At 72.2% G+C, this 14,339-nt stretch carries 16 protein-coding genes; 5 read left to right on the top strand and 11 right to left on the bottom strand.

All coding sequences use genetic code 11. From position 1 onward, the window contains the following. The 3 genes from FLL47_RS11855 to FLL47_RS11845 form a co-directional block, all read left to right on the top strand. Positions 1-489, top strand: a 489-nt coding sequence (locus FLL47_RS11855) for a CAP domain-containing protein (protein ID WP_246157808.1), incomplete at its 5' end; no start/stop codon positions are given. A gap of 79 nt (positions 490-568) precedes the next feature. Next, positions 569-1,195, top strand: a complete 627-nt coding sequence (locus FLL47_RS11850) for a spherulation-specific family 4 protein (RefSeq protein WP_186315674.1) — start codon at positions 569-571, stop codon at positions 1,193-1,195. A gap of 2 nt (positions 1,196-1,197) precedes the next feature. Beyond that, positions 1,198-1,785: an endo alpha-1,4 polygalactosaminidase gene (locus FLL47_RS11845; protein WP_186315673.1), complete on the top strand. Its 588-nt coding sequence runs from the start codon at positions 1,198-1,200 to the stop codon at positions 1,783-1,785. Positions 1,786-1,788: 3 nt separating this feature from the next. On the opposite strand, the gene mutM is transcribed toward FLL47_RS11845, so the two are convergent. From mutM to rsmD, 7 genes are all read right to left on the bottom strand, one after another. After that, positions 1,789-2,646 carry a bifunctional DNA-formamidopyrimidine glycosylase/DNA-(apurinic or apyrimidinic site) lyase gene (gene mutM, locus FLL47_RS11840; RefSeq protein ID WP_144120519.1) on the bottom strand — a complete coding sequence of 286 codons (858 nt, stop codon included), beginning with the start codon at positions 2,644-2,646 and terminating at the stop codon, positions 1,789-1,791. Positions 2,647-2,796: 150 nt separating this feature from the next. Then, positions 2,797-3,570 carry a ribonuclease III gene (gene rnc, locus FLL47_RS11835; protein WP_144120518.1) on the bottom strand — a complete coding sequence of 258 codons (774 nt, stop codon included), beginning with the start codon at positions 3,568-3,570 and terminating at the stop codon, positions 2,797-2,799. A gap of 121 nt (positions 3,571-3,691) precedes the next feature. Then, a complete protein-coding gene (rpmF, locus tag FLL47_RS11830) occupies positions 3,692-3,865 on the bottom strand; it encodes a 50S ribosomal protein L32 (RefSeq protein ID WP_144120517.1) in 174 nt (57 codons plus the stop codon). 114 nt (positions 3,866-3,979) lie between these two features. After that, positions 3,980-4,573, bottom strand: coding sequence for a YceD family protein (locus FLL47_RS11825; protein WP_186315672.1), 594 nt, complete (start codon positions 4,571-4,573; stop codon positions 3,980-3,982). 179 nt (positions 4,574-4,752) lie between these two features. Next, the gene (locus FLL47_RS11820) at positions 4,753-5,247 is read right to left on the bottom strand and encodes an ATP synthase subunit B family protein (RefSeq protein ID WP_144120515.1); all 495 of its coding nucleotides are present in this window, start codon (positions 5,245-5,247) and stop codon (positions 4,753-4,755) included. A 110-nt stretch (positions 5,248-5,357) separates the two neighbouring features. Continuing rightward, the gene (gene coaD, locus FLL47_RS11815; protein WP_144120514.1) at positions 5,358-5,846 is read right to left on the bottom strand and encodes a pantetheine-phosphate adenylyltransferase; all 489 of its coding nucleotides are present in this window, start codon (positions 5,844-5,846) and stop codon (positions 5,358-5,360) included. A gap of 7 nt (positions 5,847-5,853) precedes the next feature. After that, on the bottom strand, positions 5,854-6,450 hold the full coding sequence (gene rsmD / locus FLL47_RS11810; RefSeq protein ID WP_144120513.1) for a 16S rRNA (guanine(966)-N(2))-methyltransferase RsmD: 597 nt from the start codon (positions 6,448-6,450) through the stop codon (positions 5,854-5,856). 237 nt (positions 6,451-6,687) lie between these two features. On the opposite strand from rsmD, the gene FLL47_RS11805 reads away from it, so the two are divergent. Further along, on the top strand, positions 6,688-8,181 hold the full coding sequence (locus FLL47_RS11805; protein ID WP_144120512.1) for an LPXTG cell wall anchor domain-containing protein: 1,494 nt from the start codon (positions 6,688-6,690) through the stop codon (positions 8,179-8,181). Positions 8,182-8,275: 94 nt separating this feature from the next. On the opposite strand, the gene recG is transcribed toward FLL47_RS11805, so the two are convergent. Beyond that, positions 8,276-10,471, bottom strand: a complete 2,196-nt coding sequence (gene recG / locus FLL47_RS11800; protein ID WP_144120511.1) for an ATP-dependent DNA helicase RecG — start codon at positions 10,469-10,471, stop codon at positions 8,276-8,278. A gap of 153 nt (positions 10,472-10,624) precedes the next feature. Beyond that, entirely contained in the window at positions 10,625-12,226 is a 1,602-nt protein-coding gene (locus FLL47_RS11795) for a DAK2 domain-containing protein (RefSeq protein ID WP_144120510.1), read from the bottom strand. Between the two features lie 206 nt (positions 12,227-12,432). On the opposite strand from FLL47_RS11795, the gene rpmB reads away from it, so the two are divergent. Next, positions 12,433-12,624 carry a 50S ribosomal protein L28 gene (rpmB, locus tag FLL47_RS11790; RefSeq protein ID WP_120318479.1) on the top strand — a complete coding sequence of 64 codons (192 nt, stop codon included), beginning with the start codon at positions 12,433-12,435 and terminating at the stop codon, positions 12,622-12,624. Positions 12,625-12,839: 215 nt separating this feature from the next. On the opposite strand, the gene FLL47_RS11785 is transcribed toward rpmB, so the two are convergent. After that, the gene (locus tag FLL47_RS11785) at positions 12,840-13,304 is read right to left on the bottom strand and encodes a GNAT family N-acetyltransferase (RefSeq protein WP_144120509.1); all 465 of its coding nucleotides are present in this window, start codon (positions 13,302-13,304) and stop codon (positions 12,840-12,842) included. A 26-nt stretch (positions 13,305-13,330) separates the two neighbouring features. Beyond that, positions 13,331-14,272 carry a thiamine-phosphate kinase gene (locus FLL47_RS11780; RefSeq protein WP_144120508.1) on the bottom strand — a complete coding sequence of 314 codons (942 nt, stop codon included), beginning with the start codon at positions 14,270-14,272 and terminating at the stop codon, positions 13,331-13,333. Positions 14,273-14,339: the final 67 nt, after the last annotated feature.

The raw sequence follows: 14,339 nt of genomic DNA, 5'->3' as shown, positions 1-14,339 counted from the left end.
GCCGCCCCGCCGGCCACCGTGCCGGGCGCGGCCGCCGCGAGCCGTCCCGCCGCCGCGCGGGCCGCCGGCGCCGTCCCGCGCACCAGTCCCGAAAGCGACCGGATAACCGCCATGGAGGACCAGGTCGCCGCCCTGGTCAACGGGGAGCGGGAACGAGCGGGCTGCCGCCGGATGCACAAAGACGAGCGCATGAGCATCGCGGCCCGCCTGCACAGCGCCGACATGGCCCGCTACGACTACTTCAGCCACACCGGGCGCAACGGCAGCAGCTTCGTCGACCGCCTGGAGCACGCGGGCTACCCGCGCGGGCACGCGGCCGGCGAGAACATCGCCTACGGCTACTCGACCGCCCAGGCCGTCGTCGAAGCCTGGATGGGCAGCACCGGACACCGCAACAACATCCTGAACTGCGACGCGCGGGCGAGCGGTGTGGGACTGTCCTACCAGGGGCGCACGGCGTACTGGACGCAGGAGTTCGGCCGGGAGTAGTTCCGGGCCGGGTTCGGTCGGCTAGCCGACAGTCACCTCCGGGTAGTCGCGACCCACCGATATCGGTCGTTGTACGAGCGTGACCCCCCTGCTGCCACTTCCCGCACACCCCCAGCTGAACCCGGAGCTGTGGGCGACGATCGAGGCTGCCGGCGTCGGCGCCACCGTCCTGCTCAACATCGACGCCGGGCCCGGCAGCGGGCTCGACCCGACCTGGACCGCGGCCACCACGCGGCTGGTCCGCGCCGGAGCGGGCCTGCTCGGCTACGTCGACCTCGCCTTCGGCGCGCGGCCGGCCGAGCAGGTGCGGGCCGAACTCGGCCGCTGGGCCGGCTACCCGGTCCGGGGCGTCTTCTTCGACCAGGCGCCGACCAGCCCGTACTCGATCGGCCCGGTCGCCGTCGCGGTGCGCGCGGCCCGCCGCATCGGCTTCGACACGCTGCTGGTGAACCCGGGCCGCCCCACCGACTCGATCTATCGTGGCCTGGGCGCGGTGCTGTGCACCTACGAGGGACCGTGGGACCGCTACCGGCACGGCACCGAGTCCGGTGTCCGGCCCGGTGACGCGCACCTGGTGCACTCGGTGCCGCTGGACCAGATCGCGGCCTGCCACGAGCTGATGCGCGGCCGGGGCGCCCGGTTCGGCCTGGCCACCCATGAGGCATCGATCCACGGCGCGTCCGCGGTCGTGCCGGTGCCGGTGTAACCGTGCGGGTCGCGGGGGTACGCGTGCCGGTCAGCGCGATCGTCGTGCTGGGTTGCGTCGCCTGTGCCACGCCGGTCCGGCCGTCGCACTGGTACGACGCCCCGCCGCCGGCCGCCGTGCCCGAGCAGCTGCGCTGGCAGTGGTCACTGGCCGCGCCCCCGCAGCCGGCCGCGGCGGACGTGTTCGTACTCGACGGGTTCACCACCGCCGCATCCACGGTCGAAGACCTGCATCAGGCCCGCCGCCGGGCGGTCTGCTACCTGCCGCTGGCCGCGGTCGAGCACGACCGGCCCGACGCCGCGCGCTTCCCCGCCGAGATGACCAGCCCGGACGGGCGGGTGCGCTGGGACGCGCCCGAGGGCGAGCTGCGCACCCGGATCACGCCGATCCTCACCGACCGGCTGCGGCTGTGCCGGGACAAGGGCTTCGACGCCGCCGCGCTGGACCAGCTGGCGGGCGCGCCGCGCAGCGTCGTCGACCACCTGGTCACCCAGGCGCACCGGATGTCGCTGCCGGTCGGCCTGCTCGACGCGGTGCACGACGACGCCGACCTCACCGTGCCGGGCACGCCCGAACGACCGCCCCGCTGACCGTCAGGCCCGGCCCACCGTGCGCGGCCGGGGCTGGCAGCGGGGGCAGGAGTACGACGAGCGGTTCATGAACTGCTCGCGCCGGATCGGCGAGCCGCACCGCGAGCAGGGCTCGCCCTCGCGGCCGTACGCGTTGAGCGAGCGGTCGAAGTAGCCGGACTCGCCGTTGACGTTGACGTACAGCGCGTCGAACGTCGTGCCACCCACCTCGATCGCCTCGCCGAGCACGTCCCGCACGTGCCCGAGCAGCCGCGCCGCGGCCGGCCTGGTCAGCTCGTCGCTGGGCCGCTCGCCGTGCAGCTTGGCCCGCCACAGTGCCTCGTCGGCGTAGATGTTGCCGACCCCCGAGATCAGCGTCTGGTCGAGCAGCGCCCGCTTGACCGCGGTGCGTTTGCGCCGCAGCGCGGCCAGGAAGTCCGCCTCGACGAACGCGGAATCCATCGGGTCCAGCGCGATGTGTGCGATCTCCGCGGGCAGCGTGGCGCCACCTGGCGAGACCGCCAGCCCGCCGAAGGTGCGCTGGTCGACGAAACGCAGCTGCGGGCCGCCGTCGGTGAAGTCGAACCGGATGTGCAGGTGCTTCTCCTCCGCCGCCTCGGCGGGCTGCACCAGCAGCTGGCCCGACATGCCGAGGTGGCCGACGACCGCGTCCCCGCTGTCCAGCGGCAGCCACAGGTACTTGCCCCGCCGCCGGGCCTCGGTGATCGTCCGCCCGGCCAGCACGTCGGCGAAGTCCTGCGCCCCGGCCGGGTGGCGGCGAACCGCACGCGGGTGCCGCACCTCGACAGTGGCGATGGTGCGGCCGACCACCCAGCGGGCCAGCCCGCTGCGGACCGTCTCGACCTCGGGCAACTCCGGCATGGTTCCAGCCTCCCTCGCCGGCCGCGGGGGCGGCACGGCCACACGATGACCATGTGCGCGGCGGGCCGGGACCCGGGCGCACCGCACATCATGAACAACACCACCGACGTTCCGCCCGTGCCCTCGCGCGGACCTGCATCGGCGAGGCCGTCAGGCCTCGCGGGCCTCCGGGTGCGACGTGTCCACGGCGCGGTGCGACAGCACCTGCCAGGCGTCCTCCGCGGCGCGCTGCTCGGCGTCCTTCTTCGTCCGGCCGGTCACGCCGCCGAAGCGCTCGCCGCCGACGACCGCCCAGGCGGTGAACATCTTCGCGTGGTCGGGGCCCTGCTCCTCGATGGCGTACTCCGGCACGCCCCAGCCGTGCGCGGAGGTCAGCTCCTGCAGGCTGGTCTTCCAGTCCAGGGACGCGCCCCGGCGCGCGGACTCCGCCATCAGCGGGTCGAACAGCGCGCGGACCACCTCGGCGGCCCGTTCCATACCGTGTTCGAGATAGATCGCACCCAGCAGCGCCTCGAGCGTGTCGGCGAGGATCGACTCCTTGTCGCGCCCGCCGGTGGTCTCCTCGCCCTTGCCCAGCAGCAGGTGTGGGCCGATGCCGGCATTGCCGAGGGAGCGGGCCACCCCGGCCAGGGCACGCGAGTTCACCACGCTGGCCCGCAGCTTGGCCAGCCGGCCCTCGGGCAGGTCGGGATGCGCCTGGTAGAGCGAGGCGGTGATGACGACGCCCAGCACGGAGTCGCCGAGGAACTCCAGCCGCTCGTTGGTGGGCAGGCCGCCGTGCTCGTAGGCGTACGAGCGGTGGGTGAGCGCGCGCTCCAGCAGCTCCGGTTCGAGCGTCACGCCGAACGCGGCCGCGAGATCGGCCGCGGCGGCCTGCGCGGACCGCTCGGCGGCCCGCGTGTCCTGGGACGGCTTCGAGGCCATCACTCACTCCCCTCCCGGCGGCTGAGGGGCAGCACAGGTACGGCGACGTCGCCGGCTGGCGAGACCAGCCGGCGACGTGACGATTCGCAGGTTCCCGGACGCACCGGGTTCAGCCTGATGCTCAGACCTCGAGAACCTGGCGGCCGTTGTAGGTGCCGCACACGCTGCACGCGGCGTGCGGCAGCTTGGCCGACTTGCACTGCGGGCAGGCCACGGTCGCGACCGCGGTCGCCTTCCACTGCGCCCGGCGGTGACGGGTGTTGCTGCGCGACATCTTGCGCTTCGGGACTGCCACTGTCTTACTCCTCAGTAGTAGTCGGCGGTCGCCGACCATTATCTCGGTACGGCCGCAGCCGTCGTACCCGGGTCTCGGCACCCACCACGGCGAACGCGGCGGGCAGTAGCCGATCTAGGGCGCCGGCTCGGCCGGCTCGTCCGGCCCTGAAGAGCCGGTCAGCTTGCTCAACTTCGCCCAGCGCGGGTCGATCTGCTCGTGGGTGTGACCCTCGGGCAGGTCGTCCCAGCGCACCCCGCAGCCGGGGCACAGCCCTGGGCAGTCCTCTCGGCACACCGGATTGACCGGCAATGCCAGCACCACCGCGTCCCGCAGCGTCGGCTCCAGGTCGATCATGTCGTCCTGCAGCCGACCGACCTCGTCCTCGTCCGTGGTCTCATACGTGGCGCTGTCCGCGTACGCGAAGAGCTCCTGGATGGGCACGGTCAGCGTCTCGCCGATGTCGGTGAGGCAGCGGCCGCATTCGCCCGCCACCGCCCCGGTGACGGTCCCGGAGACGAGCACGCCCTCCGACACCGACTCCAGCCGCAGGTCCAGCGTCAGGTCCGCACCCTCGGGCACGCCGATCAGCTGGACACCCAGCTCCGCCGGCGCCGGCACCACCCGCTGGATGGTACGCATCGACCCCGCGCCTCGCGGCAGGTCCCGAGTGTCGAGGACGAGCGGAGCGCGCGGGTCGAGGTGGTGTTTCGTCGAGTGTGCAGGCATGAGCTTTCACTGAGCAGGTAGATGGAGGCCGTTATCGCAGGCCGACGTAGAAGATTACCTGAAGCGACGGGTCGCCGTCGAACCGGCTCTGTCATGCGGAGCCCGCTGCGCGACCTTGATCGGTGTCATCCTCCGCCGCGCTTCGGATGACACCGAGCGGCCGCTCCTACGGGCTCATGTCAAAAGGGCAGTGGGCGGTCGTCGTCGCCGGGGACGAACGAGCCGATCTCCCGCAGCGCGTGCATCTTGTCCCGGCCGCGCTCGATGGAGGCCAGCGCACGCGTCAGGAACTGCTCGAAGTTGCCCAGCGCGGTGTCGACGTACTCGTCGACCTCCTCGCGCAGGCGCTGCGCCTCGGCACGGGCGTCGCCGACGATGCGGGAGCCCTCGTGCTCGGCCGAGACCGTGATCTCGTTCACCGAGACGAGCCGGGCGTGTTCCTGCTCACCCTCGTGGATGATGCGGTCCGCCTCGCGCCGCCCGGCGTCGAGGATCTTGTCCCGCTCCTCCAGCAGTGCAGCGGCCCGCCGCAGCTCACCGGGCAGCTCTGCCCGGAGCTGGTCCAGCGCGCCGATGAGCTCACCGCGGTCGACCATGCAGTTACGCGACATCGGCACCGATCGCGCGGCTTCCACCAGCGCGATGATGTCGTCAATACGGTCGAGTGGGTCCACCGACGGTCACTCCTTGTCCAGCGTTGTTGTCCACACCATGATGCGTCCCCCGTCCACCCTCGCGGCAGACCGGGGACCCCTGCGGCGCGTCGCCGCGACGAACCTGCGGTTCAGTCGGTTCCGGCGTCCCGGAACTTCTCCAGCAGACGCCGTTCCACCAGCTCGGGAACGAAGGATGAGACCTCGCCGCCCCACTTGGCGATCTCCTTGACGAGGCTGGACGCCACGAACGAGTACAGCGGATTGGTCGGCATGAACAGGGTCTCCACCCCGGACAGGCCGATGTTCATCTGCGCCATCTGCAGCTCGTAGTCGAAGTCGCTGACCGCGCGGATGCCCTTGACCACGACCTGGGCGTCGTTGTCCCGGCAGTAGTCGACCAGCAGCCCCTGGAACGACTCGATCCGCACGTTGGGCAGGTTCTTGGTGACCTCGCGCAGTATCTCGATGCGCTCCTGCACGGAGAACAGGCCCTGCTTCGACTGGTTCACCAGCACCGCGACGATCACCTCGTCGAACAGGCGCGACGACCGATCGATGATGTCCAGATGTCCCCGGGTGACCGGGTCGAAGGACCCGGGACAGACCGCACGCCTCACTAGCTGCTCACCCTTCTGGTAAGACCGCTCCGCCACTCTGCGCAACGGCGCGACCGTACCAAAGGGCGGTCTCCCCGTAACGGCGGCAGCGTTGCGCAGTGATGCCCTGCACCCAGGCGGGTTCCGGGGACCGGCTGGAGCGCTCCACGACCAGCACCGCGTCGTCGGCGAGCCAGCCGTGCTCGGCGAGTCCGGCCAGCACCGCGGCGACGTCGGCCTCGCCCAGCGCGTACGGCGGATCGGCGAAGACGATGTCGTATGCCCCGTCGGACGGCCCGCCGGCCAGCACCGTCGTCGCCTTGCCGGCCACCACCCGGGCCGCGGCGCCCGCGCCGAGCGTGGCGACGTTCTCGCGGATCACGCGGACGGCCTTCGCGTCGGACTCGACCAGCAGCACGTGCGCCGCCCCGCGGGACAGGGCCTCCAGGCCCACCGCGCCCGAGCCGGCGAACAGGTCCAGCACCCGTGCGCCGGCCAGGTCCGTCATGGCCTCCAGCGCCGAGAACAGCGCTTCGCGTACGCGGTCGGAGGTGGGCCGGGTGTCGCGGCCGGTGGGGGCATGGAGCCGGCGCCCGCCGTACCGGCCGGCCACAATCCTGGTCACGATCTCGACGCTACGGCATGGCCGCCGACGGGCGATCGGCGTCCGCATGGTGACGCTTCCTCACCTGTTCATGCGCGTAGCGCCACCGAGATCGAACTCGTCACGCAAACGTGATAACGATTCGGCAACGGTTGCTTTCGTGGTGCTCTGAGCACTTCGTACCCCGGATGGGGCTTCACTAGGGTCAGGCGGTCGATTCACGCTTCACCCCCGTCACACACACCCCATGGAGCACGTGTGAAACGCCCCCTCACTCATCGCCTGCTCGCTCTTGCAGGCAGCGTCGCCCTCGGGCTCGCGGGCGCCGTGGCCCTCGCCGGCCCCGCCCAGGCGCACCACACCGAGATCTCCGGCATCGCCGACTGCCAGCCCGACGGGCGGTACCTCATCAAGTGGACCGTGCTGAACGGCAACTGGGAAGGCCGCCACGCGCAGATCACCGGCCTGAAGTCCAGCCCCGCCGACGCGGTCGAAGGACTGCTCAACGAGGCCATCAGCGCGAACACCGACGGCGCAGGGCCTGCGGGCACCATCGTCGGCACGCAGCTGGTGCCGGGCAGCACCACGTCGGCGACGCTGACCGTCGACGCCGTCTGGTTCGACCCGGACGAGGAGAACCCCAAGCAGGTGCACCCCAACACCGACTCGGGCGTTGCCAAGATCGAGAAGGGCGACAGGCTCGTTCCGCTCGACGGGAAGTGCGTGCCGACTCCGCGCTGCGTCGACGCCGCGTCCGCGGAGTACGAGCACACCTTCGACGGCCCGAAGGGCGAGGCCACCGTCGCCGTCAAGGGTGACCTGCCCCTCTGCGAGGGCGGTTCCCAGGACTTCCTGCTGGTGTCGTACTACGCGCCCAGCAACACGGCGACCTGGCCGCAGTACTCGCTGGACCACGCGGTCGGCACCATCGACAAGGACACCCGCAAGGTGGAGCTGAAGGTCGACGTGCCGAAGTGCTTCACCCAGGTCGACCTGGTCTGGGGCGGCGAGCGCGAGCTGCTCAACCCGATGACCGCGAACGGCCCGCGCTACAACAACAAGAAGCTCGGCAGCCCCGGCGCTCCGGGCAACCGCTCCAAGGGCGTCCCCGGCTGGTACAACGGCGGCACCGGCAAGTGCACCGCCCCGGCGGCGAAGTTCGTGCCCAGCTGCGACGGCACGGTGACCGTGCACGTGAGCAACGACGGCAAGTACGCCGCGGACTTCACCATCGCGTACGGCGACACGAAGAAGACCGTCACCGTCGCACCGGGCAAGTCCGACGACTCGGTCAAGGTTCCCGCGGGCGCGGGCGAGATCGTCGTCACGGAGCAGGGCAAGGAGGTCGGCAAGTACACCTGGGCCCGCCCGGCGGACTGCCCGCTGCCGACGATGAAGGTCGAGTCGACCTGTGACTCGTTCGTGCTGAAGGTCTCGAACCCGGAGAACAACCTGCCGGTCCAGGCCGTCGCCACCTACGGCTCGCAGGAGAAGAAGGTGACCGTCGCGCCGGGCGCGACCGAGACCGTCACCTTCACCGCCGGCTCGGCCACCACCGCGAAGGTCGTCTTCACCGGCTACGACTTCGAGCTCGTCGGCAAGCACATCAAACCGTCGACGGGCTGCGACACGCTGCCGCAGACCGGCACCAAGATCACGACCTACGTGATCTCGGGTCTGCTGCTGGTCGCGCTCGGCGTCGGAGTCTTCATGCTGGCGCGACGTCGCCGGCTGAACCTGACCGAGGTCTGAAACCGGTAGGCACATGAAGAAGGGCGGGTCCATCCGGACCCGCCCTTCTTGCCTCGGCGTACCGGTCAAGACACCGGCGGAGGCGCAGGACGCGTCAGCCCTTCTGGAGGTATTCGGCGCGGTCGTCGTCGACGAGTCGAGCGATCTGGTCGGCCAGCAGCGGGTGGCCGGACAGGTCGGGGTCCCCGGCCAGCAGGGCCTCGGCCTCGGCACGGGCCTCGCCGATCAGTTCCCGGTCGCGCAGCAGGGACAACAGGCGCAGGTGGGACCGCCGTCCGGACTGCGCCGCGCCGAGCACATCGCCCTCGCGCCGCTGCTCCAGGTCCAGTTCGGCCAGTCGGAAGCCGTCCAGTGTGGAGGCGACCGCGTCCAGCCGTTCGCGGGCCGGTGTACCCGCCACGGCCTCGGTGACCAGCAGGCACAGGCCCGGCGCGCTGCCCCGGCCGACCCGGCCGCGCAGCTGGTGCAGCTGCGAGACGCCGAAACGATCGGCGTCGAGGATGACCATCGCGGTGGCGTTGGGCACGTCCACCCCGACCTCGATCACGGTCGTGGCGACCAGCACATCCAGCTGCCCGGCCGAGAACGAGCGCATCACCGCGTCCTTCTCGTCGGCGGGCAGCCTGCCGTGCAGCACCCCGATCCGCAGCCCGCGCAGCGGCCCTTCGGCCAGCAGCGGGGCGACGTCCAGCACCGCCACCGGCGGGCGGCGCTCGTCCTCGACGGCGTCGTCGGGCGGCGGGGTGTCGTCGTCGCCGGCGCTGTCACCGATGCGCGGGCAGACGACGTACGCCTGATGGCCCTGCTGCACCTCCTCGACCACGCGCCGCCAGGCACGCTCCAGGAACGCCGGCTTCTCCGCCACCGGCACCACGTGCGAGGCGATCGGCGAGCGCCCGCCGGGCAGCTGCGACAGCGTCGACACCTCCAGGTCGCCGTAGACCGTCATGGCGACCGTGCGCGGGATCGGGGTCGCGGTCATCACCAGCACGTGCGGCGGCTGCTCGGCCTTGGCCCGCAGCGCGTCGCGCTGCTCCACCCCGAAGCGGTGCTGCTCGTCGACCACGACCAGGCCGAGGTCGGCGAAGTCGACGCCCTCGTACAGCAGCGCATGCGTGCCGATGACCAGACCGGCGCTGCCGTCGGCGACCTTGGCCAGCACCTTGCGCCGCACCGCCGCCCCCTGCGAGCCGGTGACCAGCGCGACCTGGGTGCCGTTCGGGTCGCCGTCCAGCTCGTCGGCGCGCCCGGCCGGGCCGAGCATCCGGGTGATGCCCCGGTGGTGCTGGGTCGCCAGCACCTCGGTCGGCGCCAGCAGCGCGGCCTGCCCGCCCGCGTCCACCACCTGCAGCATGGCCCGCAGCGCGACCAGTGTCTTGCCCGCACCGACCTCGCCCTGCAGCAGCCGGTGCATGGGGTGCGCCACGGCCAGGTCGGCGGCGATCTCCTCGCCGACCGCGAGCTGCCCGTCGGTGAGCGTGAACGGCAGCGTCCCGTCGAACCCGGCGAGCAGGCCGCCGTCGCGGCGCGGCCGGGGCCTGGCGGGCCACGCCGCCGCCTCCCGCTTGCGCCGCACCAGGGTCAGCTGCACCGCGAACGCCTCGTCCCAGGCGAGCCGCCGCTTGGCGATGTACAGCATCTCCTTGGATGACGGGCGGTGGATCTCGCGCAGCGCCGTGTCCAGGTCGAGCAGCTTGCGCTCCGCGCGGATCCGGGACGGCATGGCGTCCGGCGGCATCGTGATCGTGTCCAGCACCACCCGCACGCAGCGGGCGATCACCCAGGTCGGCACGGCCGCGGCGGCCGGATACACCGGGATCAGCGCCCCGGCGAACTCCTCCACCTCGGCGGCCACCTCGCCGTCGGCCGCACCCTGGTCGAGCAGCACGTACTCGGGGCTGTTGAGCTGGCGGCGGCCGCGGAAGTCGCTGACCTTGCCCGCGAACATCCCCCAGCGCCCGGGACGCAGGTCGCGCTCGCGCCACGCCTGCTGGAAGTACGTCAGCACGAGCTGGCCGCCCGCGCCGTCGCCCACGACGACCTCGAGCATGCTGCCGCGCCGCTGCCGCATCGGCCGGGTGGTGGTGCGCAGCACCTGGGCCAGCACGGTGACCTCTTCGCCGATCTCCAGCGTGCGCATGTCGGTGTGCTCGCCCCGCTGGTCGTAGCGCCGGGGCACGTAGAACAGCAGATCACCAGCGGTGTACAGGTCGAGGTGCACGGCCAGCGCCTTGGCGGTCTTCTCCCCCACCAGCTTGGACAGCGGGGTGTCGACGTCCGCGGAGGTCATGTCCTCACCTCTCCGGCTCGGCCGGCACCGCCGCGGCCTGCCTTGTCTTCGATCATGGCCGCCGGGCCGGGTGCGGTCCTGCGGTCGGTCATGCCCGATCCTCCCGCTGCCCTCCGACAGCGGCGACCGGAGCCGCGGTCCGCCGCCGTGCCGTCACTCGACGCCCACCAGCAGCGGGTAGTGCGGCTGCCCGCCCGGGTACGCGTGCACCTCGACGAACGGCCAGCGGGTCGCCACGTGCGCGGTCAGCATCTCGACCAGGCCGTCCGGGGCCTGCGCACCGGTGAGCAGGGTCACCAGCTCGCCGCCGCTGGCCAGCATTCGGTCCAGCAGCTGGGCGCATACCGTGGGCAGGTCGTCGCCGATCAGGTTGACCTCGCCCTCGACCAGGGCGATGACGTCGCCGGGGCGGCAGCGGCCGGCCACCGTCAGCGCCTCCCGGCTGGCCGTGGTGACCTCCGCCGAGCGGCACGCACCGGCCGCCTCCGCCATCGCGATCACGTCGTCCTCGAACCGGCGGGCGTGGTCGCGCACGGCCAGCGCCGCCAGCGCCTGCACCGGTGAGCGGGTGGGCACCACGCGCACCTTCACGCCCTCGCCGAACGCCTCCTCGGCCGCGGCCTGGCACACCGCCCGGAGGTTGGAGTCGGTGGGCAGCACCGCCACCCGGCCCGCCCCGGTGGCGAGGATCGCGTCCAGCACCTCGGCGGTGGACGGGTTGCCGCCGATCGCCACCGCGCCCTCGGCGATGAGCAGTTCCTCGATGCCGTCGCCGGCGGCGGTGACGACCACCGCGCGGGCCGTAGGGTCGGGCCGCCGCGGCGCGCCCTCCGCGGTCGAGCTGGTCAGGTGGGTCACCTGGATCTGGTACGGCCGCCCGGCCGCCAGCCCCGCCTCCAGCGCCGCGCCCGCGTCGTCCACGTGCACGTGCACCCGCCAGGTCGGCGTGCCGCCGACGATGACCAGGGAGTCGCCCAGCCGGTCCAGCGCCCCCCGCAGCTGCGCGATCTCCGCGGCCCCGGTGTCGATCAGGAACTGCACCTCGTACGCGGGCCCGCGATAGGCCAGCAGCGCCCGCCCGGCCCCATGGCCGTGCCCGGCGTGATCGTGGCCATGCCCGTCCTCGGGATCGCGGACCGCGCCGTCGACCTCGCTCTCGTCGTGCTCGCCGGTCAGCGCCTCCAGCAGCGCCTCCAGCAGCAGCACCAGGCCCTGCCCGCCCGCGTCCACCACCCCGGCCGCGGCCAGCACCGGCAGCTGCTCAGGGGTGCGGGCCAGTGCCTCCCGCGCGCCCAGCACCGCCGCGCGCGCGACCGCCGGCTCGTCGGAGCCCTGTTCGGCGGCCTCGGCCGCAGCCCGGGCCACGGTGAGGATGGTGCCCTCGACCGGGCGCGCCACCGCGGCGTACGCCGACTTGGCTGCCGCGTCGAGCGCCGCCGCCAGCCCGTCGCCGTCCACGGAGTCGGCCAGGCCCGCCAGCCACTGTGCACCGATGACGCCGGAGTTGCCGCGCGCGCCCAGCAGCGCACCGCGGGCCATGGTGCGCAGCACCACCCCCGCGGACGGCGCGTCGGTCAGCGAGCCGGCCAGCGCCTGCTCCGCCGCGGACAGCGTCAGCAGCAGGTTGGTGCCGGTGTCGCCGTCGGGCACCGGATACACGTTCAGCTGGTTCAGCGCCTGCTCGTGCCTGCTCAAACCGGCCACAGCCAGCGAACTCCAGCGTCGCACCGCCGCGATGTCCAGGACCTCCAGCACGGGCGCAAGCCTATCGGTGCCGCACCCGGTTCTCGCGCTGGGCGTGGCGGGCAGTAGAGTATTGCCAGCCGTCGTACGCGCCAGATGCCGTCGTGCGGCTCCGCCCCGATTGGGCACGTGCCGTGCAAGTCAGGTACCCTGGCAAAGTTCCCGGCACAGTGACGCTTGGTCGGGTTGGTTGATCAAGACGAACTCAGGAGATTTCCGTGGCTGCCGTGTGCGACGTCTGTGGCAAGGGACCGGGCTTCGGTCACAACGTGCCCTGGTCGAAGAAGAAGACCAACCGCCGCTGGAACCCGAACATCCAGACGGTGCGTACCCCCGCTGGTGGCGGCAATTCCCGCAAGGTCCAGGCCTGCACCTCGTGCCTGAAGGCCGGCAAGGTCACCCGCGCCTGACGCGAGACTTTCAAAAGGCCGCCGAGCTCCGCTCGGCGGCCTTTTGCCGTGCCCCCGCCGCCCCGCCCTCGCCGCGCGCACCGCACCGCACCGCACCGCGACCTTCTCCCCATAGACGTTGGCCTATCACATCGAGTTTTCGTGGTTCGGAGTCGATGTGATAGGCCAACGTCTATCGAAAACCGGGGCGCCCGCCCTGTTCACGTGGAGCAGGGTCAGAGGGTGCGGCCGAAGGAGCGGCAGCCGGGCTTGTCGCGGTAGTGGCCGAAGTTCTCGATCAGCTGGTAGCCGATGGCGTGGTACATGGCGATGGCCTCGGGCTGGGCGGCGCCCGTCTCCAGGATCACCCGGACCCGGCCGTGCGCCCGGGCGTCGGACTCCAGCGCCGCCATGACCGCCCTGCCGACGCCCTTGCCGCGCACCGTGGCCGAGGTGTAGACGCGCTTGATCTCGGCGATCTCCTCCGAGCCCGCCCAGCTGCGCCAGCCGCCGCAGCCGACCGGCGAGCCGTCGAGGTACGCCACGAAGAAGCCGCCGTCCGGCGGGTCGAACTCGACGGCCTCGATCGGAGTCGCGTCGGAGTCGCCGTAACGTTCGGCCAGGTCAGCCATGAGTTCGGCGATCAGCTTTCGGGCGACCGACCCGCCGTAGCGCGTCGGCTTGATCTCAATTTCGGTCACGGCGCCGAGGATACTGCGCATGCCCGCTATGCCCGGAAGTGGTCCCACCCCTTCGGTCCGTACCAGGGCCGGTTGTCGAGGGTCACCGTGCTGCCCTCGATCACCTCACCGATCACATGCCAGCCTTCCGGCAGCGGCACGTCCACGGGGAACGTCGCGGCCAGCGCGTGATCGTCGCCACCGGCCAGCAGCCACTGGTACGGGTCCACGCCGAGCGCGAGCGCCGCGTCGCGCATCTGCTCCGGCACCTTGAACGCGCTGCGGTGCAGGTTGACCCCTACCTTGCTGGCGTGCGCGATGTGCCCGAGGTCGGCGATGAGCCCGTCCGACACGTCGATCATCGAGGTCGCCCCGGCCCGTCCCGCGGCCGGCCCCAGCGCATACGGCACCACCGGCCGCCGGTATGCCTCGACCAGGATCTTCGGGGTGCGGAAGCCGCGCGACAGCACCGTGTATCCGGCCGCCGCGAAGCCGACCCGCCCCGCCAGCGCCACCACGTCACCGGCCCGGGCGCCCGACCGCAGCACCGGCGCCAGCCCGTGCAGGTCGCCGAGCGCGGTCACCGCGATGGTCAGCGTGGGGCTGGCGGTCATGTCCCCGCCGACGACGCTCGCACCGACCAGCGCGGCCTCGGTGGCCAGCCCGTCGGCGAGCTGCTCGGCCCAGGCCACGTCCAGGTCCGGCGGGACGCACAGGCCCACCAGCAGCGCCGTCGCGGTGGCGCCCATCGCGGCGATGTCGGCGAGGTTCGCCGCGGCCGCACGGCGGCCGATGTCCTCGGCCTCCGCCCAGTCCCGCCGGAAGTGCCGTCCCTCGACGAGCACGTCCGTGGAGGCGACGACCCGCCCGTCAGAAGCGATGACCAGGGCGGCGTCGTCGCCCGGCCCGATGATGGTGGCCGGACCCGTGCCCAGCCGCGCCACCACCCGTTCGATCAGCCCGAACTCCCCCGTCCGCGCGATGCTCATGCTTTCTCCTCGTTGAGCTCGCTCATGCCTTGTCCTCGCCGCGCACGCTCAAATTGGCTTCCTTCCT

The sequence above is a fragment of the Catellatospora sichuanensis genome, from assembly GCF_007483665.1.
In the GTDB taxonomy this organism is placed as follows: Bacteria; Actinomycetota; Actinomycetes; order Mycobacteriales; family Micromonosporaceae; genus Catellatospora; species Catellatospora sichuanensis.
This window is presented reverse-complemented; position numbering and strand designations above follow the sequence as displayed.

Bases quoted from the DNA above. Each gene is read 5' to 3' on its own strand.
- FLL47_RS11825 (WP_186315672.1), bottom strand. From the start codon at position 4,573: ATGCCTGCACACTCGACGAAACACCACCTCGACCCGCGCGCTCCGCTC.
- recG (WP_144120511.1), bottom strand. From the start codon at position 10,471: ATGACCTCCGCGGACGTCGACACCCCGCTGTCCAAGCTGGTGGGGGAG.
- mutM (WP_144120519.1), bottom strand. From the start codon at position 2,646: ATGCCGGAGTTGCCCGAGGTCGAGACGGTCCGCAGCGGGCTGGCCCGC.
- FLL47_RS11780 (WP_144120508.1), bottom strand. From the start codon at position 14,272: ATGAGCATCGCGCGGACGGGGGAGTTCGGGCTGATCGAACGGGTGGTG.
- rnc (WP_144120518.1), bottom strand. From the start codon at position 3,570: ATGGCCTCGAAGCCGTCCCAGGACACGCGGGCCGCCGAGCGGTCCGCG.